The following is a 25,896-nucleotide window of genomic DNA, read 5'->3' as shown; positions in this document are numbered from 1 at the left end:
GTTACAGCTCCTTGATCTTAATGTTTTTAAACCAGACTTTGTCGCCGTGATCTTGCAGGCCGATGTGGCCTTTTTTACCTTCAGCAAACCCTTGCCATGTTGCAAATTTACTATTCTTAACCAAAGCATTCCAAGTGGTGCTGCCAATCACGATACTCGTCGTGCTTACACCATTTTGCCAAACTTGTAGGTGGCTATCTTGCAGCTTAATACGAACTTGGTTCCAAGCTTCAGCAGGTTTATGTGCCGTACTTGGCGCGGCGAACAGGTCATAAATAGAACCTGCAAGATGAGAGTCTATTTTATTGTCTGGGTGTTCTTTGTTATCTAGAATTTGGATTTCTGGGGCGTGGGAGTAAATTGCACCGCCTTTTTCATCCGCCAATACAAAAATCCCACTGTTACCTTTTTTAGAAATCTTCCAATCGAGCTGGAGCTCAAAATTCTGATACTGTTTTTTGGTCAGAATATCGCCGCCCCCACCTTGGGTAAGTGTCATCGCGCCGTCCTCAACTTGCCACTGGCTATTTAGGCCATCACTTTTAAAGTTGCGCCATTGCGACATATCTTTGCCATCGAAAAGCAGTTGCCATCCAACTTGTTGTTCTTGCGGGCTCAATTGGTTGTCAGTTGTACTAGCGCAAGCCGCACAACTAACGGCCAATGCCAGCGTTAGTATTTTTATAGAGTTGAGCATATTGGAACCTCGTCTGTTCACTTTTTACTTGTTGCTACTTAATACAAAGGGTATTACGCGTATTTCTCAACGCGTTTATTTTTATTGATATAAAGGTAAAGGCCGATAAAAGCGGCTATGAGAATAGCTGGGAATAACAGGATATTTTCAAGCACCGCTTGACCTGCAACTAGTTCTGATTGCTGCGCAGTTAAGTTCGCCGCTTGGGCTTCGAGTCGCGCCGAATCAATCCAACTACCAATTACTGGATTCCACATGCTGACAGCGAACATCCCCGCACCGCCCATTAAAGACATACCAAGTGCGCCCGTTTTTGGGGTATATTCTGCAATGCAGCCCAGCATGGTTGGCCAAAAATAAGTGACACCCAAGGCAAATAATATTGCAGCCAAGTAGATTGCTGACCCTTGTGCTTGGCTCATCATGAAAATCCCAGCGGTTGCTAATACCGCAGAGCCGAGTAACACGCCTGTTGGGTTAAAGCGGTGGACTATTGGACCGGCAAAGAAGCGACCTAATGCCATTAAGCCTGTGATCAGCGCAAGGATCATCATAGGTGAGGCGCCTGACGCACCCAGTATGCGTTCAATCCACTGTTGTGTACCAAGTTCGGTTGTTGCTGTTAAGGTCATACAGCAAATTAAAAATAGGTAGAGTGGAGAAAGCAGGTGCTTGAGATTGCTGGTGGTAGAATGATCTGTGCGGTCAAATTCAGGAAACTGTGACTTGACCATCATCGCTCCGTAAATCAGCGTTGGAATTAATATCAAAGCAACTTGCCATTGCCAATTAAAGCCTGATGCAGTCATAGCATTCGATGCCAGCGCACCAATCACAATGCCGCCAGGAAACCAGACATGGAATCGGTTGAGCATGGTCGTGGTGTTTTTTGGATACATTTCGGCAATCAGTGGATTACAGCCAGCTTCCACTGAACCATTCGCAAAGCCGATTAAAAACGTCGAGATCAGCAGTAACCAAAAACCGTCAGCGGTAATGGTTAAAACCAACCCAGCAAAGTGGCAGATAAAGGCGAGGGCAACTAACTTTTTAGCGCCAATGGCGTTGTAGATTGCGCCACCTAACATGGTTGCGACGGGAAAGCCCAGAAATGCCATGGCGTTAACCCAACCAAGTTCTGTATCTGAGAGTCCAAACTGCTCACCTAATTGCCCCAAAATGCCTGCGCGAATAGCGAACGTCATTGATGTGACGACCAGTGCAAGGCAACAGAGCTGAAACACGGTCCGATTATGATTATTATTATTCATGGTCGTAGTCCTGTTTATTTTATGCCGAGGATTTGATTATTGCGTTCGGTATCGGTGCTACTTCCTGCAAAATCATCGAAGGCTTTTTCGGTTGGTCTTATCAAGTGCTGTTTGATAAATTCAGCACCTTCTTTGGCCCCATCTTCAGGGTGCTTGATACAGCATTCCCATTCCAATACAGCCCAACCATCAAAACCGTACTGTGTTAACTTACTAAATATTTTCTTAAAGTCGACCTGTCCGTCACCTAATGAACGGAACCGTCCTGGCCGTTGTTGCCATCCTTGGTATCCGCCGTAAACACCGCAGCGGCCATTGGGGATAAATTCGGCATCTTTTACATGGAACGCTTTGATACGTTCATGATAGATGTCGATAAATGCCAAGTAGTCCAATTGCTGTAAAACAAAGTGACTTGGATCGTAAAGAATATTGGCTCGCGGGTGATTATTCGTCGCCGCTAAAAAGCGTTCAAAAGTCACGCCATCGTGTAGATCTTCACCCGGGTGAAGCTCATAGCACACATCCACGCCAACCTCGTCAAAGCGGTTTAAAATAGGCAACCAGCGTTTTGCAAGCTCCTCAAATCCTTGTTCCACTAAGCCATTTGGGCGTTGTGGCCACGGATAAAAAGTATGCCAGAGCAAGGCGCCAGAAAAGCTGGCGTGACTGGTTAGCCCAAGCTTAGCACTGGCACTGGCCGCTAGCATTAGCTGCTCTGTTGCCCACTCCATACGAGCCTGAGGCGAGCCATGCACTTTTGCTGGTGCAAAGCCGTCAAACATTTGGTCATAAGCTGGATGCACCGCCACTAATTGACCCTGCAAATGGGTTGATAGCTCTGAAATAGTAAGGCCATGCTCTGCGGCAATACCAGTGATCTCGTCGCAATAATCTTGGCTTTCAGCGGCTTTTTGCAGATCGAACAGTCGCTGTTCCCAACTTGGTAGCTGAATACCTTTATAACCTAGGTTACTTGCCCACTGGCAAATACTATTAAAATTGTCAAATGGCGCCTCGTCCGAGACAAACTGCGCGAGAAAAATAGCGGGTCCTTTAATTTGCTTCATTCTTATTTTATCCAATAGTAAAGGGGTGCCACTTAGTGTCTTTTGCACTAGCTGCGACCGCGTTTTCAATAAATGCCATGCCACGGACTGCAGCGTTAATACTTGGCACGTCAAATTCTTCGTGTTGCACATTGGCTTGCTGCTGGTGTGCACGAATAAGGTTGGCGAAGTTAAGGTAGATATTTGCAAATGCTTCCAGATATCCCTCAGGGTGACCGGCTGGCACACGGGTTGCGCTAATGGCTGCTTGGCTAAGTGAGCCCACTCCTGTGCGGATCAACTGAGCTGGAGTATTTGCCGCACGTAACCACAAACTATTAGGTTCCATTTGCGACCATTCGATACTGGCTTTGTCACCATAGATTTTTAAGGTGAGATTATTTTCTTCGCCTAGTGCTATTTGGCTTGCCATCAACACGCCCTTAGCACCGTTGCCAAAGCGCAGTAACACTGTGCCGTCATCGTCGAGCTGTCGGCCGGACACAACCGTGTTTAAATCCGCACAAAGCGCCTCAATCTCCAAGCCACTCACATATTCGGCAAGGTTCGCTGCGTGTACACCGATATCGCCCATACAACAACTCACGCCAGACTTGCTTGCATCTAGCCGCCAGCTGGCTTGCTTGCTGTTTTCGTCATCAGCACTTGCAAGCCATCCTTGACTGTATTCAACGACGACTTTGCGTATTTTGCCAAGTTCGCCGTTTGCGATGCGGTGGCGTGCTTCTTTCACCATCGGGTAGCCGGTATAGGTGTGTGTTAATCCGTACAAGCAATTGCTCTTCTGAAGCTGTGTTTGTAGACGCAAGGCCTCAGATAAATTGAGCGTTGCAGGCTTATCACTCAAGACGTGAAAGCCGTGTTCGATAGCGGCTGTGGCAATCGGAAAATGCAAATGGTTTGGGGTCACGATGGCAACAAAGTGGATGCGCTCCGGCTCTGGTAGTTCCGCCTCTTGTTGCAAGAGTGTTTGGTAGCTAGCATAGCAACGTGCAGGGTTAAGCCCGAGCTGCTGCCCCATTGCTAGGCTTTTGTTTGATTGGGCGCTAAATGCGCCTGCAACAAGTTCAATTTGACCATCTAAACGCGCGGCTATGCGGTGCACTGCACCTATGAAAGCGCCTTCTCCACCACCGATCATGGCCATGCGGATTTTGTTATTATCCATCGTTTAGCTCCGTCGAGTTATCGAGGTAAGTTAATCTGATGTTATTGATAATAGGTAACAGTGGCGCCAAAGTGATAATAAAAATTCGGTTGACAATGCAACAAAATCGGCGTTTAAAATAAATTATTATAATTATAAAAAGGCGGTAAATAGGGCAATGGAAGAGCAAACAATATTGAATAAAGCTGGCGTAAATCAATTGATTGCAGCATTTGATCTGATCCCAGATATCCTCTTTTGGGTCAAAGATACAAAAAGTAGAATAGTGCATGCGAACCAACACTTTGTTGAACATCAGGGCTATAAAACCCTAGATCAAATCTTACTGAAAACCGATTTTGACTTTTCACCGCAACACTTGGCATTCCAATACGTTAACGATGATAAACGAGTGATGGAAGGCTTTATCGTGACGGATAGATTAGAACTCAACCAAACCGAAAATGGGGAATTGGCATGGTTTTCCACGTCAAAAAAAGTGTTACTTGACGGCGAAAATGCGATTATGGGCACTTATGGTGTTACGCGACATCTAGCGAAAACGTCAAAGGCGTTGTCTCACGTAAGAGCCATTGAAGCGCCCGTTGAATTTATTCGGGCACATTACCATCGTCATATTTGTATCGAAGAATTGGCGGAACTTGCTCACCTGTCGGTAAGCGCACTGGAACGCAGATTTAAGAAGCATTTAGCCAAAACCCCGAATCAATTTATCAACGAAGTGAGATTGGAAAATGCCCGTAAATTATTGGTCGAAACACGCTTACCAGTATCACAAGTCGCTTATCAGTGTGGCTTTTCAGAGCCAAGTTATTTTAGCAAGCAGTTTCGTCGTTTATTTGGTGAAATCCCGTCGCAATTACGTAAAGAGTTAACGTCGAGCGAGCGTTAACGCTGCGACTTCTGGTGGTAATGCTGGTGTCACCAGCGCATTTGCGTACTCGGCAGCTAACCATGGGCGTATAGGCATAGCAATGCCCCCAACTAGCGCGACTTTCTGTGCCCCTAAGCTCTGCAAATGCCGGACATAACGCTCAATAAACCGTGCCGCGCTACTTAAGATTTGCTCAGCATAGGGATCGTTTGGCGTAGCAAAAACATGTTGAGCAAACTGGGCAAAATACTGGGGAGTGGCGTTTAGCGTGAGTTTGACTAGCTGTTCGGTACTGTGGCAATTCATGGCAGCCAAAAATGATTCAATCATCAGACTGCTAGGGGACAGTGTATCAAGCACCTCGATGGCATGTTTCACTAAACTCAAACCGATCCAACTGCCACTTGCACCATCACTGAGTAATAATCCGTGGCCACCGAACTCCCTAAATTGTCCATGCGTCACCAGGCCCGCGCAAAATCCGGTGCCAAGAATAATTACACCGCCATCTTGGTGTTGATGCGCACCAAGGCAAGCTATGTGTGCATCGGTTGAAAATTGAAAACGGGCAAAAGGGGAACGCCATTGCTGCATCGCCTCACAAGCCGTCGTGACATTCGCGCCGGCAAGTCCTGCAAAAGCACTGATGTTAGCAATATCGTGATGGGGGATTTTTGCATTTGTCAGCGCTGTCATTGTTGCGCTCAACATTGACTCTTGGGCCTGATGTATTGATGTTGCTATGTTTGCAGGGCCGCTGGTGGCCTCGGCAAGGAGCTGTCCATGTTGATCCACGAGGCGAACTTTACATTTCGTACCGCCACCATCAATCCCTAAAAATAGCTTCGATGCTGTCATTGTATTGCCTTTTCTGATCCGGTGAGTATTGCATTAACTAGCCTTGGGCAAACTTCATCGCCATGGTGCACGCCAGAGTGAGTATGTAGAGAGAGTGGACCAAATTCACTTAAAAGCCAAAGATCCGCCGCGTTTTTCGTGTTGACCCCTCCACCGATCACAACTTCGATTTCAGCATTGAGTTTTTTCAGTAAGGCAATGAGCTGACTGGTACCAAACACTGCGCCTTTGCCACTTTGCCATGTATTGCCGGCGCTTAAGACCCGCTCAACGCCTAACTCTAGCAGCGTCTCGGCTGCCTGCTGCCAGTTTGCAGCGGCGTCAAAGGCGCGATGAAAGGTGACAGAAAGGCCTAAGGATTTTGCCGTGGCAATGAGTGCTCGACAATGGTCAGTCGCTATCTCTTGATTGTCGTCGATAAAACCAAGCGCAATACCGGTTGCGCCCGCGCAAGCAATGCCATCTATCCCTTTTTGTAACTGATATAGCATGGTGTCATCAATAAAAAAATGCGGTGCTTGGCGTAACATCACAATACATTCGCCAAAGCTTGGTAAATACTGGGCAACTGCCGCTATCGCCGTCGGGTTTGGGGTCAAGCCACCGCAACTCAGTACACCACAGAGTTCTATCCTTGTTGCCCCAGATGCAAAAGCAATTTGTGTATTTCGCTGCAACAAATGAGGATTATCGCTGCTGAGGCATATTTCCAAGTTTTTACCTGAATAGTTTGCCGAATTCATATTTCACTCTTGAAGTTGAATAATTTTAAAGTTTAAAATGCTTGGTTTTGAATATTTAATTAGTTCAATAAAAACATTTGGTTACACATATTTGGAACGTTTTTAAATTGCCTAATATAGAAACTAATAATGAGTTTTTATGTTAATCAGACTATAAACCAAGGAAATTGAAATTGGATCTTTTTTTGACCTAAACGCCGATTTTGTCTTAGTGCAAACCGAAATTCTATTATCACTTTTTGTAGAGCGCTCCTATTCTGAACGAGTGTTTCACAAACCATTAACCCCTATAGGGAAACAAAAAAGGGTCGTCACAAAGTCATGCGTCATGGAGCAGCAAGGGACGTCGTGGCTTTACAAATTATAAAAAACTTGGAGATAGGAATGGCCAATAATAATAACAGACGCCATGTGACAGGAAGGTCACGGCAATTTAGCAAGTCTGCACTGGTCCTCGCTATGTTATCAGCTACTAACTGGGCAATGGCTGAAGAAACCGAAAAAGAGGAAGCGCAGGAAATCGAAACAATTGAGGTGCGCGGGATCCGCGCATCCATGGCCGAAAACTTGGCGATTAAGCGTTTATCAAACGCGATTGTGGATGCCATTACAGCGGAAGACATCGGCAAGTTTCCCGATAAAAATGTGGCGGATTCACTGCAACGCGTACCCGGTGTGGTGATTTCTCGTAGTGGTGGGGAAGGGGAAAACGTCAGTATTCGTGGCCTTTCCTCTGATCTTACTTTTACGCAGTTAAACGGCAATTTTATCGCTTCTTCTCCGGGCTCGCCGTCGCGCTCTTTTAGTTACTCTTTGTTGCCTTCTACCATGGTGCAATCGGTTGAAGTGTTTAAGTCTTCTGAGGCGCGTTTAGATGAAGGTGGGGTCGGCGGCACGGTTATTCTTCACAGCCGTAAACCACTGGATATGGAGGCAAATTCTGGGGCGTTGAATGTTGAATATACCTACGCTGATGTGACTGAAGAGTACGAGCCTAATTTTAGCGGCGTTTATTCTTGGAAGAACGAAGAAGAAACCTTTGGCTTGCTAGTTGGTTATACCAAACAAGACCGCACCAACCGCTCTTTAGGCGGTGATATGTCGGGCGGTGGCGGTTGGCGTTGGGCAACAAGTTCAGACTTGCCAGCAACGGACACGGCGGGCAATGTGATTGCCGATAGTACACGTCGATTTGCAGCGTTAGAAGATGCTTATGGCAACGTCTATGACGGTGTTTGGGCACCGCAAGTTGCAGGTGTTGGGGTAACCAAAGAAAAACGTGAACGTCAGGGGTTACAAGCCACCATTCAATGGCGTCCAATAGATGATTTATCTTTAACATTCAATCATTTTCATTTTGAGCTTGGGCAAAACCGCACCACGTCACAAATGTGGATCCCAGAGTGGAAATACAACCCAGATTATCTTACCGGTATTACCCTAGACGAAACCGGTACGATTGTGACTGGCATGGACTTTACCAGTGGCGCTGGTGGCACTGAAGGGAATCTTGAATTCCCCTGGATCATTGGTAGTTATACGGTAGAAAAAGATACCTCGGATACCTACGACTTTGCCTTTGAATATGCTGGTGATTTATATGATTTGCGCGGTAAATTTGGTCACACTGAAGCCAGCGGTGGCCCTTCAGAATCTTGGAGCGCGGCATATAAAAGCGGCCAACCTGCGAGTCGCAGCGATTCCGGGCAGGTTGAAAACGCCGCTTCATTTGCAGGGTGGCGATTAGGTGACAGAGTGTCGTTATACGCTGATCCCGCTTTGTTGTCTAACCTTCAGGCTGGTATTGCTGGCGATCCCGATCCGGGTTCGACAGGTTCAAGCTTTGTCGTCAGTGACTTAGAAGAGGACTATGCTCAGTTAGACCTTGATTATCGCATCGGGTACGGCATCGTTGATACGCTGCGCGTCGGTGCTAAATATCGTAAAGCGACACTGCATCGCGAAACCAACAACACCTTCTTCATTACTCAAGATGGGGCTGACAGAATTGCCAGTGGCGAGCTAGATCCATTTAGTCAAGGTGCCATTGATGAGGTGTCTTATCAGTGGATTGGGGGTATGCCAAAACTGGAGGATATTTTGAATGCAACGTCTGAACAAAATATCCCAGGCGGTTTTGAAGTGAATGCGATGCCCACGATCAATTGGGATCGATACCGCGAAATCGTGACCAGTGAATATGTTAAGCACACGCGCCGTGAGCCTGATTTTGTGTTCGACATAGAAGAAGAGATCATGGCCGCCTATCTACAGGCCGATTTTTCTTTTGGAGATTTTAGAGGAAACATCGGGGTACGCTATGTCGAGACTGAAACGCAGATTATGTCGTCGGATAAAATTAACTACTTTTTAGATGACATTGATGATGTCACCGAAGAGGATATTTTAGGTGATGAACGTCTCATTGATGTTGAAGCCACCACCATGCGTACCGTAACCGACTCGCAATTTTTACCTAGTTTCAATATTGTCTGGGATGCCAGCGACAATCTTGTCATACGTGGTGCTATCGCCAAAACGATGTCTCGAGCTCCGTTCAACGACATGGGTGCGCCAGAGCAGCTGACCTTTATCTCTCAAGAATGGGCTGACGATAGACTAGAGTTTAGAGGTAACCCTGTGGAGCCAGGGTGGCGCGGCTCAGGTGGTAACAAAGCGCTAAAACCATTTGAATCGGTACAGATGGATTTATCTGCGGAGTATTATTATGGCGAAGGATCTGCGGTTGGCATTGCGGTATTCAACAAAGACGTAGATAACTTTATCGTGCCCTTGATCATTACCTCAGTAAGGCCGTTTGAGGGCTTTAATAACCCTTTTACCGGCGTTGAAATTGTGCCGCCGGGTGATATTACCGTCACGCCGTTTACCACCACCGCCAATGGTACAAACGCGACTTCTCGGGGAGTAGAGCTGTTTGCACAACATGCATTCGATAATGGCTTTGGTCTCAACGTTAACTACACCCTAAACGATACCAATCAGGCAGACATTAGCGTAGACGGTGAAAAGGTCGGTGAGTCTGCGCTTGTTGGCAGTGCCGATAATCAATTTAACTTCTCCGCCTATTACGAGAATGACACCTTTAGTGTCAGAGCGTCATATAACCGCCGAGGAGAAACCGCTCTGGGGCTTGCGGACGGGCTCACGGTATATCAGGAACCATACCAACAAGTTGATGTGAACGCTTCTTATAACTTGATGGAAAACCTGATCCTAACCGCGTCTGTGATCAACCTAACCAAAGAAGAACCGAGAACCTTTTATGGTGAAGATTCTAAAGCGAGATTGCGCAGCAGCAGCTACACCGGCCAGCGCTACTATGCCGGGATCACCTATCGATTTTAACTTTGGCGATAACCATAAAGTAATGCAAACAGGGTGAAGTCGTGTCAGTACAACGAGAAACAATATCACGGCTTATCACCTGCTTGTGGTGCGTTTATATCAACCTAGTCACACGAGTTGGTTGATATGTAAGAAGGGATAAATATGAAAACGTTAAATAAAATAAGAAATGCGATCCCGCTCATTGCCGTTAGCAGTTTATTGGCTGCATGTGGCGGCGGGAGCGATGACCCAAAAGTTGAAGAAGTGCCAGTAACCCCTGCTGTGACGACGGCAGAAGTATCAGGTTCAGTGATAAAAGGCGCGTTGAGCCAAGCCCGCATTTCGGTGACGGCGCTCAATGGCTCTAGCATGATGATGGATGAGAACTCGGCAACCAGTCAATCGGGGGAGTTGTTTATAGAACTGACGGGTAAAGCCGGGTTTGGCATTAATTCCACCATTAAAGTGACCGCCACAACGAGCGAAGGCTCGCAGATGCGCTGCGACGCCAGTCGCTGTGGTTCTGTAGGAATTGGGGAGCAGGTAAGTGGCGAGTATATTGCTGGTGTGACTTTGGCTACCTTAAGTCATGTCGCCGTACCGTTTGGTTCAAATGCCGATGGCAGTGCTGATGCGACCTTACAAATCAACGCCTTGACGACACTAGCAACCATGCTGGTGGAGCAGCAAATTGCTGAGGGGCGTAATGTCTCTACTCCCGAATTAATGGCATTGGCAAAAGTGGAGATGTCTGCGTTATTGCTTCGAGCCCTTGGCTGGCAAACCGGGAACACCAATGTTTTTGAGTTACCTGTGGTTAGCGCTGATCAATTAACGAATTTTGAATTAGGGGAAACTTGCACAACCTCTGACACTGGTGAGCAAAATTGCGAGATGACATATGTTTCCGAAAGTGTGCAAAAGCTTTCTCTATTCAATGCTGCATTTGCACAGTTCGACGAGCAAGGCTCTTTGCAGGGCGTCTTAAGCAACTCTGCTAGCAATCTTAGCGCCGCACTTGGCGGTGATGAAGTTGCACTTGAAGCGCTTCGATTGCCAATTTACAACGCGCTTCAAGCTCACCCATTAACTGCGCAGCTAGGCCTCAGTGCCGATAGTATTATGGACTTAGCGTTACCATTATTTGATGAGCCGGTATCCACGGGACCCATGCAGCAAGTCGTGACATCAGGTGCCGCTATCACAGCAAGAAATGCTATTGGTGAAGCCGAGAGTGCAGACAAAGCGTTTGATGGCGATCCACAAACTAAATGGCTTGACCACAATGATTGGCAGGGGCCACCTACTGAGGAAGCGCCATCTTGGATCCAGGTGGATTTTCCCACTCAACAAGCAATTAGCGGTGTTTACATTACCAGTGCTAATGATGCCCCAGAGCGAGACCCTGAAAACTTCTCTTTATTAGCTTCTAACGATGAGGGCGCGAGTTGGGTTAATTTGGGTAATGTGGTCGGGGCGTCGTTTGAAGCGCGCTTTGAACGTCAAGGCTTTGTATTTGGCAATGCGCAAAAGTATACAAGCTACCGAATTGCAGTGACAAAGAACAAAAATAACGATGGCTTACTGCAAATTGGAGAAATTCAATTTGTTGGGCCGGTTTATCCGAGCGTTGACCATACGGATACTGAGACGTTTGCGGTCACGGCAAGCAACAGTATCGGTGAGGAGGAAAACCAAGATAAGGCATTTGATAACGACCCAACCACTAAGTGGCTAGATCATAATGATTGGCAAGGCCCACCTACCGTCGAAGTGCCTTCATGGATCCAAGTAGATTTTAATGAGGCTGTGGCGGTTAATCAGCTTGCGATAACGAGCGCCAATGATGCACCAGAGCGAGATCCTGAGAACTTTGCTTTGTTTGGCTCTAACGATAACGGGGTTACATGGCAGCAGTTGAGTAATTGGGTTGGTGAGTCTTTTGAAGCGCGAGGGGAGCGCCAAAGCTTTGTGGTAGCGAATCAATTGCCATACCAAAGCTATCGTCTTGAGATAACCAAGAACAAAAATAATGATGGCTTGATGCAGCTTGCTGAGATTGAATTAATCGGTCCAGAAATCTCTGGATTAGATCATGCACAAGTACAAGGTGCGAGTTACTCGGCGCGTTTTAGCATTAGTGATTCAGAGGGCGCAGCGCAAGCATTTGATAAAAATGTTGAGACTAAATGGCTCGATCACAACGACTGGCAGGGGCCACCCACTGTTGAAAATCCAGCTTGGGTTCAAGTTAGCTTGCCGCAAGCGCAAGCGGTAAATACTTTGTACATTACCAGCGCCAATGATGCGCCGGAGCGTGACCCTGAAAACTTCCAACTCTTAGCATCTCACGATGGGGAAGTGTGGCAAGTATTAAATACTTGGGTAGGGGAATCGTTTGAATCGCGTTTTGAACGTCGTGCCTTCGCGTTTGCTAATGGTTTGGCTTACTCACATTATCGCTTGTCTATCAGTAAAAATGCGAATAATGACGGATTAGTGCAAATAGCTGAAATTGAACTCGCTGGACCTCAGTATGCACTTGAAGATTTGTCTGACATGGCTGGAACAAGCTTTACCGCGCGTAATCGTATTGGAGATGCGGAAAGTGAACAAAAGGCGTTTGATAATGATATCGAGACAAAATGGCTAGATCACAATGAGTGGCAAGGCCCGCCAACAGAGGAATCACCATCTTGGATCCAAGCTGATTTTACTACGCCACAGATTGTGAGTGGTTTGGCAATCACCAGTGCCAATGATGCACCAGAGCGCGACCCCGAAAACTTCCAGTTACTGGGTTCTAATGATGGCGGTGATACGTGGATAGAAGTCGCGGTTTGGGTGGGTGAGAGCTGGGATGAGCGCTTACAACGAAGAGCGTTTACTTTCTCCAATGCTTTTGCCTATAGCAGTTATCGTCTAAATATTAGCAAAAATGCGAATAACGATGGTTTAGTACAGATCTCAGAAATCGAGCTCCTAGGCCTTAGCGGAGAATAATCTGAGTTAAATAAATCTCAACCAAAAAAAGCCAGAATGCAACTTGCGCTCTGGCTTTTTATTTTTCTCAATGAGAGTGACTTAGTATGATCTATTATAATACATCTACGGCTTGCAAAGACTCGCTTTGGTAGCAGCCCAGTAAGCGTACAAACTGGGTATGATCTTTTAATTCTTCAAGTGCTACTTGGACTTGTGAGTCTGCAATATTGGCAAGCAAATCTACATAAAAGACTTCTTCCCAAGGGTTACCAGGTACTGGGCGTGACTCTAACTTAACCATATTGATATTGTGCTGTTTAAATATCATCAGCGCGTCAGCAAGTGAGCCTACTTGCTGTTTGGTGGCCATAATTAAACTGGTTTTCGTTGGGATTTGAGTAGACACTTGAAGTGCTTTTCTTGCTACTACAATAAAGCGGCTATGGTTTTCGGTCTGATTCGCAAGACCAGACTTCACCACTTCTAGACCCATATTCTTACCAGCTTGTGCAGAGCCAATCGCGGCACTGTTTGGGTGTTCTGCTGCTTGTTTTAATGCACTAGAGGTCGAGTCGCAAGTTTCATGCTGAATATCCCCAAGACCTTGCATAAAACGGCTGCACTGGGCAAAAGGTTGGGGGTGCGCATAAATTTTGTCGATCGCTTGTAATTCTGTGTCTGGCAAAGCTAGGAGACAATGCTCTACGGTATGCGTTACTTCGCCCACAATAGATACTTGCGCATGTTGCAATAAATCAAAGACCTCGTTGATACTGCCGGAACTGGTATTTTCAATAGGTAAAATACCAAAGTCAGCCTGGCCTTTTTCTACCTGCTCGGTGATTCGCTCAAAGCTTTGGCAACCCATTTCCACAAGCTTACCGGGACGACGGCTGAAGTATTTATGACAAGCAAGCTGGCTATAAGAGCCTTGTCCACCCAAGTAGGCAACGCGGTGTGTATCACCTACTGCATCGGGGTTTAAGTTCTTTTGCAGCATGGCTTGTTGGTTTAATACAGAGTCTTCTAAGATAGTTTGGAAAACGCTGTTTATATAAAAGGCATCAAGACCCAGAGATTTACCATATCGGATCAGTTTCTCCAGCAGTGCCTGCTCACGTGCTTCATCACGGATAGGTTTGTTGTTGGCAATCTTATATTCCAGCACGCCATGACTAATGCGACGTCGCTTTGCCAGTAAAATCAGTAATTCCGAATCTATCTCATTGATATCATGCCTAAGGGCATCTAATGTATTTTGTGTCATAGGTCCTCACTCCCATTTAGCCAAAAAAAAAGCCTCCCGAAGTTGGGAGGCTTAGCTATTCTTTTTCACTCGCGAACAGTCAAGCCTCTTCACCTAAAGAAGCTAAAAAAGAAATATGTGTTGCTGTTGCGTGTGATGAAATTCATTTATTCAAACCTTACTTTGAAACTGAATACATTATTAGCATAGAACTAAACGAGAAAACAAGTACTACTTTGGACGTATTGGCAAAAACCTAAGTTATTTAGTAGATAAGTGCCCAATCTCAGTGAGTTAAGTACGTTAATCAAACGTAACTTATTGGCGAGTCGAAAAATATTCTGGTATATTCAGGCAACACCACCACTGTAAATAAAAGAATAGGTTAACTTGTGGGCAATCGTCGTCCCCCATCAAGATATGGTGCAAGCTCTTTAAGTGTAAAGCTGTCGATGTTGATTTCGGCCGTGTGTTTGATCGCGGGCGTTTTTGCTGCAGCATTGATGCTAAAATCTGAAGAAAAGCAGTTGATCTATGAAGAGTATGATGAGCTTAAGCGTTTTAGTGCGCAGGTGAACAATCAGTTCTCAAATTACCTCGATCTTAAAGCCAACTTGGCCGAACAAGCCAATTCAGTGGTTTCCAAACACTTACTTTACGGTGTTCAAGATTTATCTGGCGCACAAGCGAGTGTCGACAAGCGTGGCGAAAACTTAGCGAGTACAGCCAAAAATGGCCTTTCTGCAGCTATGTATACTGGCGATTTAAAATTGCAGTCAGTGCAAAAGTTATTTTCTGAATCTGAATTGCTTTGGAATATTCTTGCGCCCCCACTGTTACAGGATTTCTTTAATTTTTACCTCTCTACAAAAGACGGATTTGTCCGTGTTGCGCCTCCTAATGCCCTATTAGCGAAAGACCCTAGGCTGGTAAATAATCAGCTTCATAACTTGCCTGTTTTACATGCTGAACAAAACCCAACGAGGGAAGCGGTATGGTCGGGCGTGTATTTTGATAGGGTTTGGAACAAATGGGTGGTCAGTATTTTGGTGCCTTTATACTTACATGACAAATACCTTGGGTTAACGGGTAGCGATATAGAGTTGACCACCTTACTCGAAAAACTACCTAAATCTGACCATCAGCAAGGTTTCATCGTTTTTGATAAACAGGGTCGATTATTGGCAGCTCCCGGCCTGTTTAAAACCACCGCTGCGACTGGGCAGCTATTGGACCACAACAAGCTACCGGAAGATTTGAGTAAAATAGTACAAACTGCACTTATTACTAAGCTGCCAAATATCCAAGATGAATTTAGATATAAAGACAACTGGCATATTATGCACGTGACCCATATTGCCAATTTAGATTGGTACATTGGGATCTATAAAAAGCGGGCGTCGGCTATCTCGGCCATTGAAGAGCTTAAAGTTAAGTTCTTCGGTTTGTTTATTTTGTATGCCATTTTTGTTGCGATATTACTGCATCAGGTTCTATATCAATTAGTACTCAAACGTATCAATGCGCTCGTTAAAGCAGTGAAGGGATTTGGTCGAGGGCAGTGGGATACGCCAACCTTGCCGCATACCGATGACGAAATAGGTCAATTGAACGCGTCATTTAATGACATGAGTGTTGAGATAAAACAACTTGTAAATGGCCTAAATCAACGTATTACAGAAAAGGAAATCGCTGAAAAGGCGGCAAACCGTTTGTCAAAAGCTGTGGCTTTCTCTGGTACCGGCGTTGTATTGACCAATGAGCATTTTCAAATTGAGTACGTCAATCCAAAAATGCAGGAAATGACGGGCTATGATGAACAGCATTTTATTGGCTCTCCGCTTTTGAGTATTATTTCAAAAGACATGGCAATTCTCATTGATGATATCGATATTGACTTGCGCAGCCGCAATCATTGGCGCGGAGATACCATGTTGGCGGGTAACAGAGAGGCACCTATTTGGGTCAGTTTGAGTGTGTCACCGATCCGTGAAGAAGGCGGTGCAATTTCAAGTTATGTCGCCTCAGCCCAAGATATTTCGTTTGTAAAAGAAAGCCAGCGTAAAATGGAAGAATTGGCTTACTTTGATACCTTAACTGGCCTTGCCAACCGAACGTTTTTCAGGATGCAGTTACGTAAATCCATGGCGCTTGCCGAACGTGGTCATTATGCCTTTGCTCTATTTTACTTTGACTTAGATGAGTTTAAACGCATCAATGATACTTTGGGACATGACGCGGGTGACCGCTTATTGCTTGAAGTCGCGACGAGATTGAAAAAGCGGCTCCGTGCAGAAGATACCATTGCCAGATTGGGTGGGGATGAGTTTGCGGTGTTACTCAGTGGCATCAATGAGCGAGAAAATGCCATGGAAGTTGCCAATATCATTCAAAAGACACTGGCAGAACCAATAAAACTGGGGAATAACGAAGTGATCGTCAGTGCAAGTATTGGCATAACGATGGCTCCGTTTGACAGTAAAGAAGAGGAGCAGCTGCTTAAACATGCAGATTTGGCAATGTATCAGGCCAAAGCAAAAGGGCGGAACACTTACCATTTCTATAGCCAAGATTTAGACGAAGCCGCTAATGAGCGCCTATATATAGAAAACGAGCTGCGTATAGCAATTAAAGCGCAACAATTTACTTTGCATTATCAACCACAAGTGAACAGTGAAAGTGGAGAAGTTGTAGGCTATGAAGCACTTATTCGCTGGTTCCACCCAAGCGAAGGAACTATTCCGCCAAGTAAGTTTATTCCAATTGCTGAAGCGACAGGCCTAATCGTAGAGCTTGGTGCATGGGTGCTAGAAGAAGCATGCCATTTTTCTCGTCGTTTAAAAGCCGCGGGCAAGATTGCCAACGTATCCATCAACCTTTCTGCGAGACAGTTTAAAGACACACAATTGATCAGTACGCTGTCAGATATTATTGACAGAACTGAAATGGAGCCGACTCTACTACACCTTGAACTTACCGAGAGTATGTTGATGGGAGACGTGGAAGCGGCAATCATACAACTTAGAGATATCAAAGCCCTTGGCGTTTCACTGTCTATTGATGACTTTGGTACAGGCTATTCGTCTTTAAGTTATATTAAGCGTTTCCCAGTTGATATACTTAAAATCGACCGCTCCTTTGTGAAGGATATCCCTGAAGATCCGAATGATATGGAAATCACCGCAGCTATCATTGCGATGGCGCAAAAATTAAATTTGCAGGTTATTGCTGAAGGGGTGGAAACTGAGGCTCAGATGACGTTCTTGGCGAAAAATAACTGCTATATTGTACAAGGTTATTACTACAGCCCGCCGTTGAGTGAAGCAGAGATTTTGCGGTTTGCCCCTGCGGTATAGCGGCTCAGCCCCAAAGCATGGGGCTGAAAATAATAAGTGCCTAACCGCCTGCGATTTTCACTTTGAAGCCTTGGCCTTCTAATAATTGCTTAAGCTTTTCTCTGTCATCGCCTTGAATTTCAATAACGCCTTCTTTAACTGCACCACCTTGACCCATTTTTGATTTAAGCGTTTTTGCCAATTTCTTTAGATCATGCTGTTCATTATCGATGCCAACGACAAGCATAACGCCTTTGCCTTTGCGCCCTTTAGTTTGTCTTTCAATACGAACGGCGCCGTCTTTAAAAACTTTCCCTTGAACTTCTTGCTTTGGCTCTTTGGTGTCAATACGGCCTACATCTGTGGAGTACACAAGTCTTGATTCTGACATTGATTCTGGTCCTCTTGCGGGTTCTTTGCAGAGATCATAGCAAAAAGCAGATTAGATGTTTTTTATTTTTTGCTAAATGGTTTTTAAGCGTTATATTTAAATTGGTGAGGGGAAACAAATCAAAATAATTTAGGAGCTTAATGATGAGCTTGAGTAAAAACGCTTCTGCTGACGGTAAGACATTAACCATTCAGATTAGGGGCAAGTTCGACTTTAATTTGGTGCAATCGTTTCGTCAGGCGTATGCGGAGGTGAATGATCAAACCGAAAAGGTTGTTGTTGACCTGCGTGAAACCGACTATATGGACAGCTCCGCTTTGGGTATGCTGTTAAATATGAAAAAAACACTAGGAAGCTCAGTTTCCAGCATTCAAATTAGTAATTGTCGTCCACAACTTAAGAAAATCCTCCAGATCTCTCGTTTTGATAAGAAGTTTGATATTGACTGATCGCCGATAGATTAGCCCCTCATGAATATCTTGGTAGTCGACGATCAGGTATTAAACTGTAAGCTGCTTAAGGCAATGCTTGAGCAACAATTTTATACCGTTTTTTGTGCGCACAATGGTCGTGATGCATTAAAAATTCTCGAAAGTCAGGACATCGACATCGTGCTGCTAGACGTTGTCATGCCCGTAATGGATGGCTTTGAGGCTGCCCCCAAAATAAAGCAATATGCGGGTGAGGTATATCTCCCCATCATCTTTATCACCGCACTTGAAGATCAAAGTAGCTTTGAAAAATGTCTCGCTGTTGGAGGTGATGACTTTATTCATAAGCCGTTTGATAAAGTCATTTTATCAGCCAAAATCAAAGCGCATGCGAGGACACGTAGGCTCAGCCAACAAAGCAACGAACAGCGTCGGCAACTGGAATATCACTATAACCAAATAGAGCGAGAGCACGAGATTGTTGAACACATCTTTAGTAATGCGCTTGCACAACAATCTGAATATCCTGAGATTTGTGAATACCACTTGTCACCCGCGTCAATGTTTAATGGCGATATGTTTTTAATGGCCAAGAGCCCAATGGGTGGCTTTTATTGTTTACTGGGTGATTTTACTGGTCATGGTTTAGCAGCTGCGGTCGGCGCGCTTCCCGCATCGCGCATTTTCTACACTATGGTGCAAAAGGGGATGGCGGTTGGTGATATAGCCGTTGAGCTCAATACCGCCCTTAATGAGTTATTACCCGGCCACATGTTTTGCGCAGCAGCTATCATTGAATTGAGCAGCTCAGGGAAAAGTGTTTCTGCTTGGCTTGGTGGTTTGCCAGATTTATATCTGATTGACCAAAATGGTAGCCTTATTAAAACCATTGAGAGCCAGCATATGGCGCTTGGTATTCTAGAAGTCGATGAGTTTGAACGTAACCTGCTGCATTTTGAAGTTAGCCCCGACCAACGCCTCGTAATGGCGACAGACGGTATCATTGAGTCTGAGTCTGAGCGGGGGGAAATGTATGGCGAACGACGGTTAAAGCGCTTGCTGGCGAGCCGGCAGCATATTTCCACGGATCAAATTATCTCTGAAGTTCGCGAGTTTTCTGGCAATACGGAGCAACAAGATGACTTAAGCATCGCGATTATTAATTGTGTTGCCAGCGAGTCAATTGTTTCTGCGCCTAACCATTATTCAAGTTTGCCGTTTAATATTTCGTTATCTTTAGATGCCAAGCAGATGAAAACGACAGATCCGGTACTTGAGCTGGTGGATTTGCTTAGTGAAGTTGACGGTATTTCGGCACATCGCTCTAACATCTTCTTACTACTCTCAGAGGCCTACAATAATTCTTTAGATCACGGTGTGCTGGGGTTAGATTCTGGGATTAAAAACAAAGAAGATGGCTTTTTTGAGTTCTATAGTCTGCGAGAGAGTGTTTTGAAGGAGCTAAAAGAAGCGCTCATTATTATTTCTGTGCGCTACAGCCCTGAAGAGCTAAAGTTATACTTCAACATTTGTGATTCAGGTAATGGTTTTGAATCAAGCGAACGCAATAAAGCGCAGCAAGAGCATAGCCACGGAAGAGGTGTTAGCTTACTTAACGAGATTGCCCAAAGCGTTAGCTACAACAGTGCTGGAAATGAAGTAGAAATGATTTATTCACTCACCTCTAAATCGGTCTAAATTCCACTCAAGTGTATGTCACCTCAGCTTTAGATTCAGTGTCTACTGGTATTGCTTTATGTACCTGTTTTTTAGTGTTGGCAAGGTTTAAAGAGCATGGTAAAGTTGCATTAACTTTAGATGTTTAGATGGCTAAAATGTCAGATTATATTTCATTGAGCGGATTATCTATCTCCCGCGAGTTGCTTTTGCTGCAATTAGAAAAACTAGATGCTTATATTGAGAAAAATTCAAGCCCTGCTGTGTGGTCATATCAGATCCCTGAGCTTGGGGAAGAAGGCGCTTGTAGCTTGTTTGGTCACCTTCAGGAAGCACCTTTTTTATTGAGTGACTACGTTGAAAAGAACATTGTGAATGAGCAATCGCTTGCCAAGCTGCAAACAATAGTGTCAGCGGTAGTTGAATTTACAGCTGTTGATTGGTTTGGCATATACCAAGCAAGAGCGACAAATGAAGGGAAACAACTTCTCAAATTAGCGTACTCTGGCGCGCCGAGTAGACCGCTATTCCCAATAACGGAGGCTTTTGCTGCTACTTCAAATAATATCCAAACGGTATTGAGTGCTAAAGCTCGAGTGATTAATGACATCCCTCAATATGTCGCCAGTGGAGGAGAGTACTACACTTGCGATCCAAAGGTGAAAGCAGAAACCTGTATGCCATTATTCGATGATGCTCAAAATTGTATTGGAATTATTGATGCAGAAGCGTTTTCTGAGTCATTTTTCAACGAAGAAATTTTAGCATTGCTTGCAGCTGCATGTACGAGAATTCCTGACTATTTACCCGAATAATTATCGGAATAGTCCGGCTGTAAACTTGACGCCTTTGTGGTGCTGCCAAGTTTACAAAAATGAATAAAATTCTAGATAAATATGGTAACTGAGATGCAAGTCTCTATGTTACCATCAAGTCTACTGGAATCGGGCGTCAGCCGCTCGAGTTTGCATTAATTAAAATAAAAGAGATAAGCCATGTTCTCAGAGCTAAAACCACTTCCAACAGATCCTATTTTAGGCCTGATGGCCGCTTATAAACAGGACACTAACCCAAACAAAATTGACCTTGGTGTAGGTGTTTATAAGGACGAGCAGGGAAACACGCCGGTACTTAGAGCGGTTAAAAAAGCGGAAGCGTTTCGTTTAGAAAACGAAACGACAAAATCTTATATTGGTTTGGCTGGTAACTTAGACTTCTGTCAAAAGATGGAAACACTGTTACTTGGAGAGCATAGTACATTATTGGCAAATCGCGTACGTACGGCGCAAGCACCTGGTGGTACTGGCGCATTACGTGTTGCAGCAGAATTTATTAAACGTTGCAACACCAATGCAACTGTTTGGGTTACGACTCCAACTTGGGCAAACCACATCAGCCTATTTGAAGCAGCTGGTCTAACAGTTAAAGAGTATCCTTACTACGACTACGAAAACAAAGGGTTGTTGTTTGATGAGATGATCAATGCGCTGAAGCAAGTACCTAAAGGTGATGTAGTACTACTTCATGCATGTTGTCATAACCCAAGTGGTATGGACTTAGATCAAGCGCAATGGAAAGTGGTTGCTGAACTTGCGAAAGAGCAAGGCTTTACGCCATTAATTGATATTGCATACCAAGGTTTTGGTACCAGCCTTGAAGAAGATGCACAAGGCCTTAGAACGGTTGCGGATACAGTTGATGAAATGATCATCTGTTCATCTTGCTCTAAAAACTTTGGTTTATACCGCGAGCGTATCGGTGCGTGTTCAATCATTGCAAAAGACAGTGCAACTGCTGATGTTTCAAACTCAGTATTACTTAGCGTTGTTCGTAGTATCTATTCAATGCCACCAGCACACGGTGCTGATATTGTAAATACCATTCTAAGCAGTACTGAACTTACGCAAATGTGGTACGACGAACTTGACGAAATGCGCGGTCGTATCAATGGTCTACGTACGTTAATCAAAGAAAGCCTAGCTGAAAAAGGTGTTGAGCAAGACTTCTCGTTCATTGACCGTCAGCACGGTATGTTCTCTTTCTTGGGTATTAATAAAGAGCAAATTGACAGACTACGCACTGAATATGCTATCTATATGGTAGGCTCTAGCCGCGTTAACGTAGCTGGCGTAAGCAAAGACAATATTGACTACTTTGCTGACGCAGTGGCAAGCGTGATTAAATAATACCACGCTACACAGCACAAAATAAAAAACCGCAAAAGTTGCGGTTTTTTATTTTCAGCCTAAACCACCCACTGAAGTAAGTGGTTATTATCATTAGGCTTGCTTAATTTTGGTCACTTTATCTGGATCTGACGCTTTTTCGTTTTCAGATTTGTTTTTGGTATTGGCTTTTGGTGCTACTTTGCCACCTTTTAACACAGACACAAAGTCATCTTTTTGTTTTGCAATTTCAAGCGCTAGGGATTCAACTTGTTGTTCACTCAGCGGCACGTCAACTTTCGTTAGCATGTCTTCCAATGCTTCAGCTACATCTAGCATCTTATCATAAGCATCAGCTTCTTTTTTAGACGTGAAAGTCATACGCTCGACTCCATTTCTTTCAACAACATATTTGATGATAACGGCCATGGTTATTCCCCTAGTCACTGTTTTTTTATACAGTAAATCGAATCGAGGGATTAAGCAAGTTATTTTGAAAATTTTTCAAGTGCTGTTGAGTGAAGCAGAATTAATTAAATTCATTAAAAACAAAAGTTTAATGTTTATTTGGATTTTTGAAAGAATGAATGTTTTTTGACAAAGTCAATGTTCCAATCTTTATTTAAAAAGCTTCTGCAATCACTCACCGAGGTGAATGCAGTAAGCTTTGGATACTTTTTACGCACAAGGAGTGTATATATGTTCAATAAACCCACCATACTTTCTATTTTATTGGCGTTAGGTTTAAGCTGTTCAAGCGTGCTCGCAAAACCTGCGGAGCAAGCAAAGTCAGTCTCTCAAACACAGCAGCAAAGTGCTGTACTCGATATTAATTCCGCTGACGCTTCGGCGCTTTCAAGTTTACCAGGGATTGGTATTCGTAAAGCTGAAGCCATCGTAGAGTACCGTAAGAAAATGGGGCGCTTTAAAACAACAACGGAGTTGCTGGAAGTAAAAGGAATTGGGAAAGGAATATTGGCAAAACTGGAGGGGAAAATTAGAGTCTAGTCGTAGTTATTGTGTGCGAGCTTAGTTGCTCGCACACAGGTAGATTGAAGATCAGGGCTTATTCGAGGCGTTAAACTCAGCGATTGCCTGAGCTAACTTGGGTTTGCCAAACTGTATTTCCAGTGGTGTGGTCAGTAGCGGATAAATTAATCCTGCTACCAATAAGACAGGTAATAACAACCAGCCTTCAAATACGACCAATGAGGCAAAAAACGGTGTGAGCAGTAGCAACTTGGCTATTCTTAACACAACCTTTGTTTTTGCATCAAGGTGGCTAAGTGCAAGACGCAAAATCATCTGCTTGTCACGTAATTTAAACGCTCTCAGTTGCTCAATTTGGCTTAACCTAAAATGCATGAATGTGATATCTCAACTTCTTTTGGTAACGTGGAAAAATAAGAAAAGAATAAATGCAACGCTATAAAATGCAAAGATAATTTCCATCCATCCAGGCATAGATAATCCTGCAAAAGACCAATCTATGTTGCCGCAGTCACCCGTCGCAGCAAAAAAGCTTGGTAGCCATTCATGAAGCGGCATAAACGCAGGAAAGTTTGGTACAAAGTCACAGGTAAAAGCAAATGGATCCGTTGTGGTTTGCATGCTGATATGTTCACGGGCGATAAAATAACCCCAAATGCTGCCTACGCCCCACGAAACAAATGCCAGACTACGCAGTGCGAAAGAGCGAGGAGAAATCATACCGATTAAACCAGCTGCTAATAACCCCAACATAGCAAAACGCTGATAGATGCACATAATACAGGGCTCTAAACCCATACCGTATTGGAAATACAGTGCAACGGCTTCAAAAATAGCAGCGGATAGTGCTAGCAATCCCCAAGATTGCCTAGAGAGATGAAAAGATGAAATCTTCATTATAGAGAAACCCTTTTTGTTTTATTATGCTTTATCTGGCCGCGTTAGAGCAACCTTACTTCGCAGTGTGTGCTATCTTTGCGACGATTTTTCGACTCTTGTTACCTGCAGAAGTTCGAAAATATCAAAATAGACCACTTGATTAAGTCAATAGAGGTGAGACCGACATTATCAGTATTTCTATTCTGACGTATTTACTCATTCACTTTTCTCGAGGGCATCGATATGAAAAGTAGCACGCTCAATGGCGGAGCCATGTAAGATAACGTATTCAATATCGTTGTAAGCCGCGACTGACTGCAAAGGGTTGCTATTTAAAAGTAATAGATTTGCTACTTTCCCAGCAGCGATACTGCCGTACTGGTTGTCTATTGCAAATGCTTTCGCATTATTAATGGTAGCAGCAGATAGCAAGCTAACGAGGCCTACTCCGGCTTGATCCATCATCGTTAACTCTTGATAAGTCGATAAGCCAGGTTGCGAGACATAAGTTGGTGCGGGTGGCGTATCTGAGCCAAGCAGCAAGGTTGCGCCATTTTTATATAGATAATTTAGTGCTCGTTGCCCTTGAGAGAAAACTTGCTCAAGTTTAGCCACCTTTTGTTGATTACTTATTTCACCCCAGCCTTGCCCCATTTCTCGAGAAAACCAGCGACCAGGTTCACTTTGATACCAAGCAATTTGAGACGGAGGTAATACGGTACGATATTCAGACGAGAAGGTGAAAGTGTTGTCAGTCACTTTCGCCAGAGCATTCATCACATTTAATGTGGCTTGATAGGCGATGTCTTTTTCGATGATGGTATCCAGCACAGCTTTTACATTGGTTGGCAGTTCGCTTTCGCTAGGGGCTGTATTTGGCGCTAACCAGTTCCAAAGTCCATGCGCCATAACGTTGATATTGGCATCTACAGCAAGTTGTTGCATATCAATGGCATTCGCATGTGCCATTACGGGTAACTTCAATGAGTTTGCGGACTCGACTAATTGTTTGGCAGTTTCTTGGTTAATAAGCGGTATAGCACTGTTTTCTCCGAAGCCATCTTCAAAGTACAGTTTGGCACAAGTTGCACCGTCAGATTTCATTCGCGTTAAGGGTTGATCTCCTTGGTGAGCATGTGCTTGAGATGGCGTTAGCTCATGAGCAGGATCGCTGTGTTGCGCAGCAAAGTAGGGTTTATGTTGATGTAGCTTTGAGTAACTAAGGCCTTCTGCGTTGTACCCTTGGTAAACTGGCATTGCGCCACAAAAGTAGGCATCGGGTGCGGGGCCATTTGCTGTAAATTCGGTCATGCCGGTTGCAGTGTTTGACGGGTCAATAACTTGCGTGACGCCATAGTAAAGATAATTAGCGCCTTGCCGTTGTAAAAATGCTGCCTGCATTTGGCGAGCTCTAGGAGAAGTGTTAAGCAATCCCGGCATTGTTTTTAGGTGGACATGGCTATCGGTTAACCCTGGTATGAGGTATTGACCATGAGCATCAATAACCTTTGCTGCATCCGGTTTTTGACTTGAGTCAGAGACTTGTATAATTTTGCCGTCTTGGATGGTGAGCCAATGATTGGAAATGATATTGACTTGGTGCTTATCAATAGGATTTAAAATGGTAGCATTGTCGATACGAAGGTCCACTGCTGCAAATAATGCATGAGAAGACAGGGCGCAACAGGCCGCAAATATTAATGTTTGTTTTTTCATAATGAAAACCAGTTAGTGTCGTATTAGATGCCTTCGAGCATAACTGGCG

At 44.5% G+C, this 25,896-nt stretch carries 21 protein-coding genes; 9 read left to right on the top strand and 12 right to left on the bottom strand.

Annotated elements, in window-relative coordinates; all coding sequences use genetic code 11:
• Position 1: 1 nt before the first annotated feature.
• Genes CTT31_RS12100 through CTT31_RS12085 form a run of 4 tightly spaced genes read right to left on the bottom strand, consistent with a single transcriptional unit; the run spans position 2 to position 4,206 of the window.
• The gene (locus CTT31_RS12100; RefSeq protein WP_260491342.1) at positions 2-697 is read right to left on the bottom strand and encodes a 3-keto-disaccharide hydrolase; all 696 of its coding nucleotides are present in this window, start codon (positions 695-697) and stop codon (positions 2-4) included.
• 53 nt (positions 698-750) lie between these two features.
• Positions 751-1,968 (bottom strand): MFS transporter, encoded by a 1,218-nt coding sequence (locus tag CTT31_RS12095; RefSeq protein ID WP_260491341.1) that lies wholly within the window; start codon positions 1,966-1,968, stop codon positions 751-753.
• A 14-nt stretch (positions 1,969-1,982) separates the two neighbouring features.
• Positions 1,983-3,038 (bottom strand): sugar phosphate isomerase/epimerase family protein, encoded by a 1,056-nt coding sequence (locus CTT31_RS12090; protein ID WP_211858017.1) that lies wholly within the window; start codon positions 3,036-3,038, stop codon positions 1,983-1,985.
• A 7-nt stretch (positions 3,039-3,045) separates the two neighbouring features.
• Positions 3,046-4,206 carry a Gfo/Idh/MocA family protein gene (locus CTT31_RS12085; RefSeq protein ID WP_260491340.1) on the bottom strand — a complete coding sequence of 387 codons (1,161 nt, stop codon included), beginning with the start codon at positions 4,204-4,206 and terminating at the stop codon, positions 3,046-3,048.
• A 157-nt stretch (positions 4,207-4,363) separates the two neighbouring features.
• Here CTT31_RS12085 and CTT31_RS12080 point away from each other — a divergent pair, with 157 nt between their 5' ends.
• On the top strand, positions 4,364-5,098 hold the full coding sequence (locus tag CTT31_RS12080; protein WP_069018568.1) for an AraC family transcriptional regulator: 735 nt from the start codon (positions 4,364-4,366) through the stop codon (positions 5,096-5,098).
• On the opposite strand, the gene CTT31_RS12075 is transcribed toward CTT31_RS12080, so the two are convergent.
• Both CTT31_RS12075 and CTT31_RS12070 read right to left on the bottom strand, forming a co-directional pair.
• Entirely contained in the window at positions 5,078-5,938 is an 861-nt protein-coding gene (locus CTT31_RS12075) for a glucosamine kinase nucleotide-binding domain-containing protein (protein ID WP_260491339.1), read from the bottom strand. The genes CTT31_RS12080 and CTT31_RS12075 overlap by 21 nt on opposite strands.
• Positions 5,935-6,681, bottom strand: a complete 747-nt coding sequence (locus CTT31_RS12070) for a copper homeostasis protein CutC (RefSeq protein ID WP_260491338.1) — start codon at positions 6,679-6,681, stop codon at positions 5,935-5,937. The genes CTT31_RS12075 and CTT31_RS12070 overlap by 4 nt, the downstream gene beginning before the upstream one ends.
• A gap of 384 nt (positions 6,682-7,065) precedes the next feature.
• Here CTT31_RS12070 and CTT31_RS12065 point away from each other — a divergent pair, with 384 nt between their 5' ends.
• Together CTT31_RS12065 and CTT31_RS12060 are read left to right on the top strand one after the other, a co-directional pair.
• Complete coding sequence (locus tag CTT31_RS12065) at positions 7,066-10,050, top strand: TonB-dependent receptor (protein WP_260491337.1); 2,985 nt, start codon at positions 7,066-7,068, stop codon at positions 10,048-10,050.
• 144 nt (positions 10,051-10,194) lie between these two features.
• Entirely contained in the window at positions 10,195-13,035 is a 2,841-nt protein-coding gene (locus tag CTT31_RS12060; RefSeq protein ID WP_260491336.1) for a discoidin domain-containing protein, read from the top strand.
• Positions 13,036-13,129: 94 nt separating this feature from the next.
• Here CTT31_RS12060 and CTT31_RS12055 read toward each other — a convergent pair whose 3' ends face one another.
• Positions 13,130-14,284, bottom strand: a complete 1,155-nt coding sequence (locus CTT31_RS12055) for a chorismate mutase (RefSeq protein WP_260491335.1) — start codon at positions 14,282-14,284, stop codon at positions 13,130-13,132.
• Between the two features lie 371 nt (positions 14,285-14,655).
• On the opposite strand from CTT31_RS12055, the gene CTT31_RS12050 reads away from it, so the two are divergent.
• Complete coding sequence (locus CTT31_RS12050; protein WP_260491334.1) at positions 14,656-17,619, top strand: bifunctional diguanylate cyclase/phosphodiesterase; 2,964 nt, start codon at positions 14,656-14,658, stop codon at positions 17,617-17,619.
• 40 nt (positions 17,620-17,659) lie between these two features.
• Here CTT31_RS12050 and CTT31_RS12045 read toward each other — a convergent pair whose 3' ends face one another.
• Positions 17,660-17,989 carry an SUI1 family translation initiation factor gene (locus CTT31_RS12045; RefSeq protein WP_039497034.1) on the bottom strand — a complete coding sequence of 110 codons (330 nt, stop codon included), beginning with the start codon at positions 17,987-17,989 and terminating at the stop codon, positions 17,660-17,662.
• Between the two features lie 143 nt (positions 17,990-18,132).
• Between CTT31_RS12045 and CTT31_RS12040 the strand changes: the two genes are divergently transcribed.
• From CTT31_RS12040 to CTT31_RS12025, 4 genes are all read left to right on the top strand, one after another.
• Positions 18,133-18,438, top strand: a complete 306-nt coding sequence (locus CTT31_RS12040) for an STAS domain-containing protein (RefSeq protein ID WP_010371095.1) — start codon at positions 18,133-18,135, stop codon at positions 18,436-18,438.
• 21 nt (positions 18,439-18,459) lie between these two features.
• A complete protein-coding gene (locus tag CTT31_RS12035; protein ID WP_260491333.1) occupies positions 18,460-20,118 on the top strand; it encodes a fused response regulator/phosphatase in 1,659 nt (552 codons plus the stop codon).
• Positions 20,119-20,246: 128 nt separating this feature from the next.
• Positions 20,247-20,912, top strand: coding sequence for a GAF domain-containing protein (locus CTT31_RS12030; protein ID WP_211858001.1), 666 nt, complete (start codon positions 20,247-20,249; stop codon positions 20,910-20,912).
• A gap of 180 nt (positions 20,913-21,092) precedes the next feature.
• On the top strand, positions 21,093-22,283 hold the full coding sequence (locus CTT31_RS12025; protein ID WP_260491331.1) for an amino acid aminotransferase: 1,191 nt from the start codon (positions 21,093-21,095) through the stop codon (positions 22,281-22,283).
• 93 nt (positions 22,284-22,376) lie between these two features.
• Here the strand turns inward: CTT31_RS12025 and CTT31_RS12020 are convergent, their stop codons facing one another.
• Positions 22,377-22,691, bottom strand: a complete 315-nt coding sequence (locus CTT31_RS12020) for a YebG family protein (RefSeq protein WP_010606713.1) — start codon at positions 22,689-22,691, stop codon at positions 22,377-22,379.
• 270 nt (positions 22,692-22,961) lie between these two features.
• Between CTT31_RS12020 and CTT31_RS12015 the strand changes: the two genes are divergently transcribed.
• Positions 22,962-23,270: a ComEA family DNA-binding protein gene (locus tag CTT31_RS12015; RefSeq protein WP_010371108.1), complete on the top strand. Its 309-nt coding sequence runs from the start codon at positions 22,962-22,964 to the stop codon at positions 23,268-23,270.
• Between the two features lie 51 nt (positions 23,271-23,321).
• Here CTT31_RS12015 and CTT31_RS12010 read toward each other — a convergent pair whose 3' ends face one another.
• The 3 genes from CTT31_RS12010 to CTT31_RS12000 form a co-directional block, all read right to left on the bottom strand.
• Entirely contained in the window at positions 23,322-23,627 is a 306-nt protein-coding gene (locus CTT31_RS12010) for a hypothetical protein (RefSeq protein ID WP_017216140.1), read from the bottom strand.
• Between the two features lie 12 nt (positions 23,628-23,639).
• A complete protein-coding gene (gene dsbB / locus CTT31_RS12005) occupies positions 23,640-24,149 on the bottom strand; it encodes a disulfide bond formation protein DsbB (protein WP_017216139.1) in 510 nt (169 codons plus the stop codon).
• 198 nt (positions 24,150-24,347) lie between these two features.
• The gene (locus CTT31_RS12000) at positions 24,348-25,847 is read right to left on the bottom strand and encodes an amidohydrolase family protein (RefSeq protein WP_260491330.1); all 1,500 of its coding nucleotides are present in this window, start codon (positions 25,845-25,847) and stop codon (positions 24,348-24,350) included.
• Positions 25,848-25,896: the final 49 nt, after the last annotated feature.

This window comes from Pseudoalteromonas maricaloris (genome assembly GCF_024746855.1).
Taxonomy (GTDB): domain Bacteria; phylum Pseudomonadota; class Gammaproteobacteria; order Enterobacterales; family Alteromonadaceae; genus Pseudoalteromonas; species Pseudoalteromonas maricaloris.
This window is presented reverse-complemented; position numbering and strand designations above follow the sequence as displayed.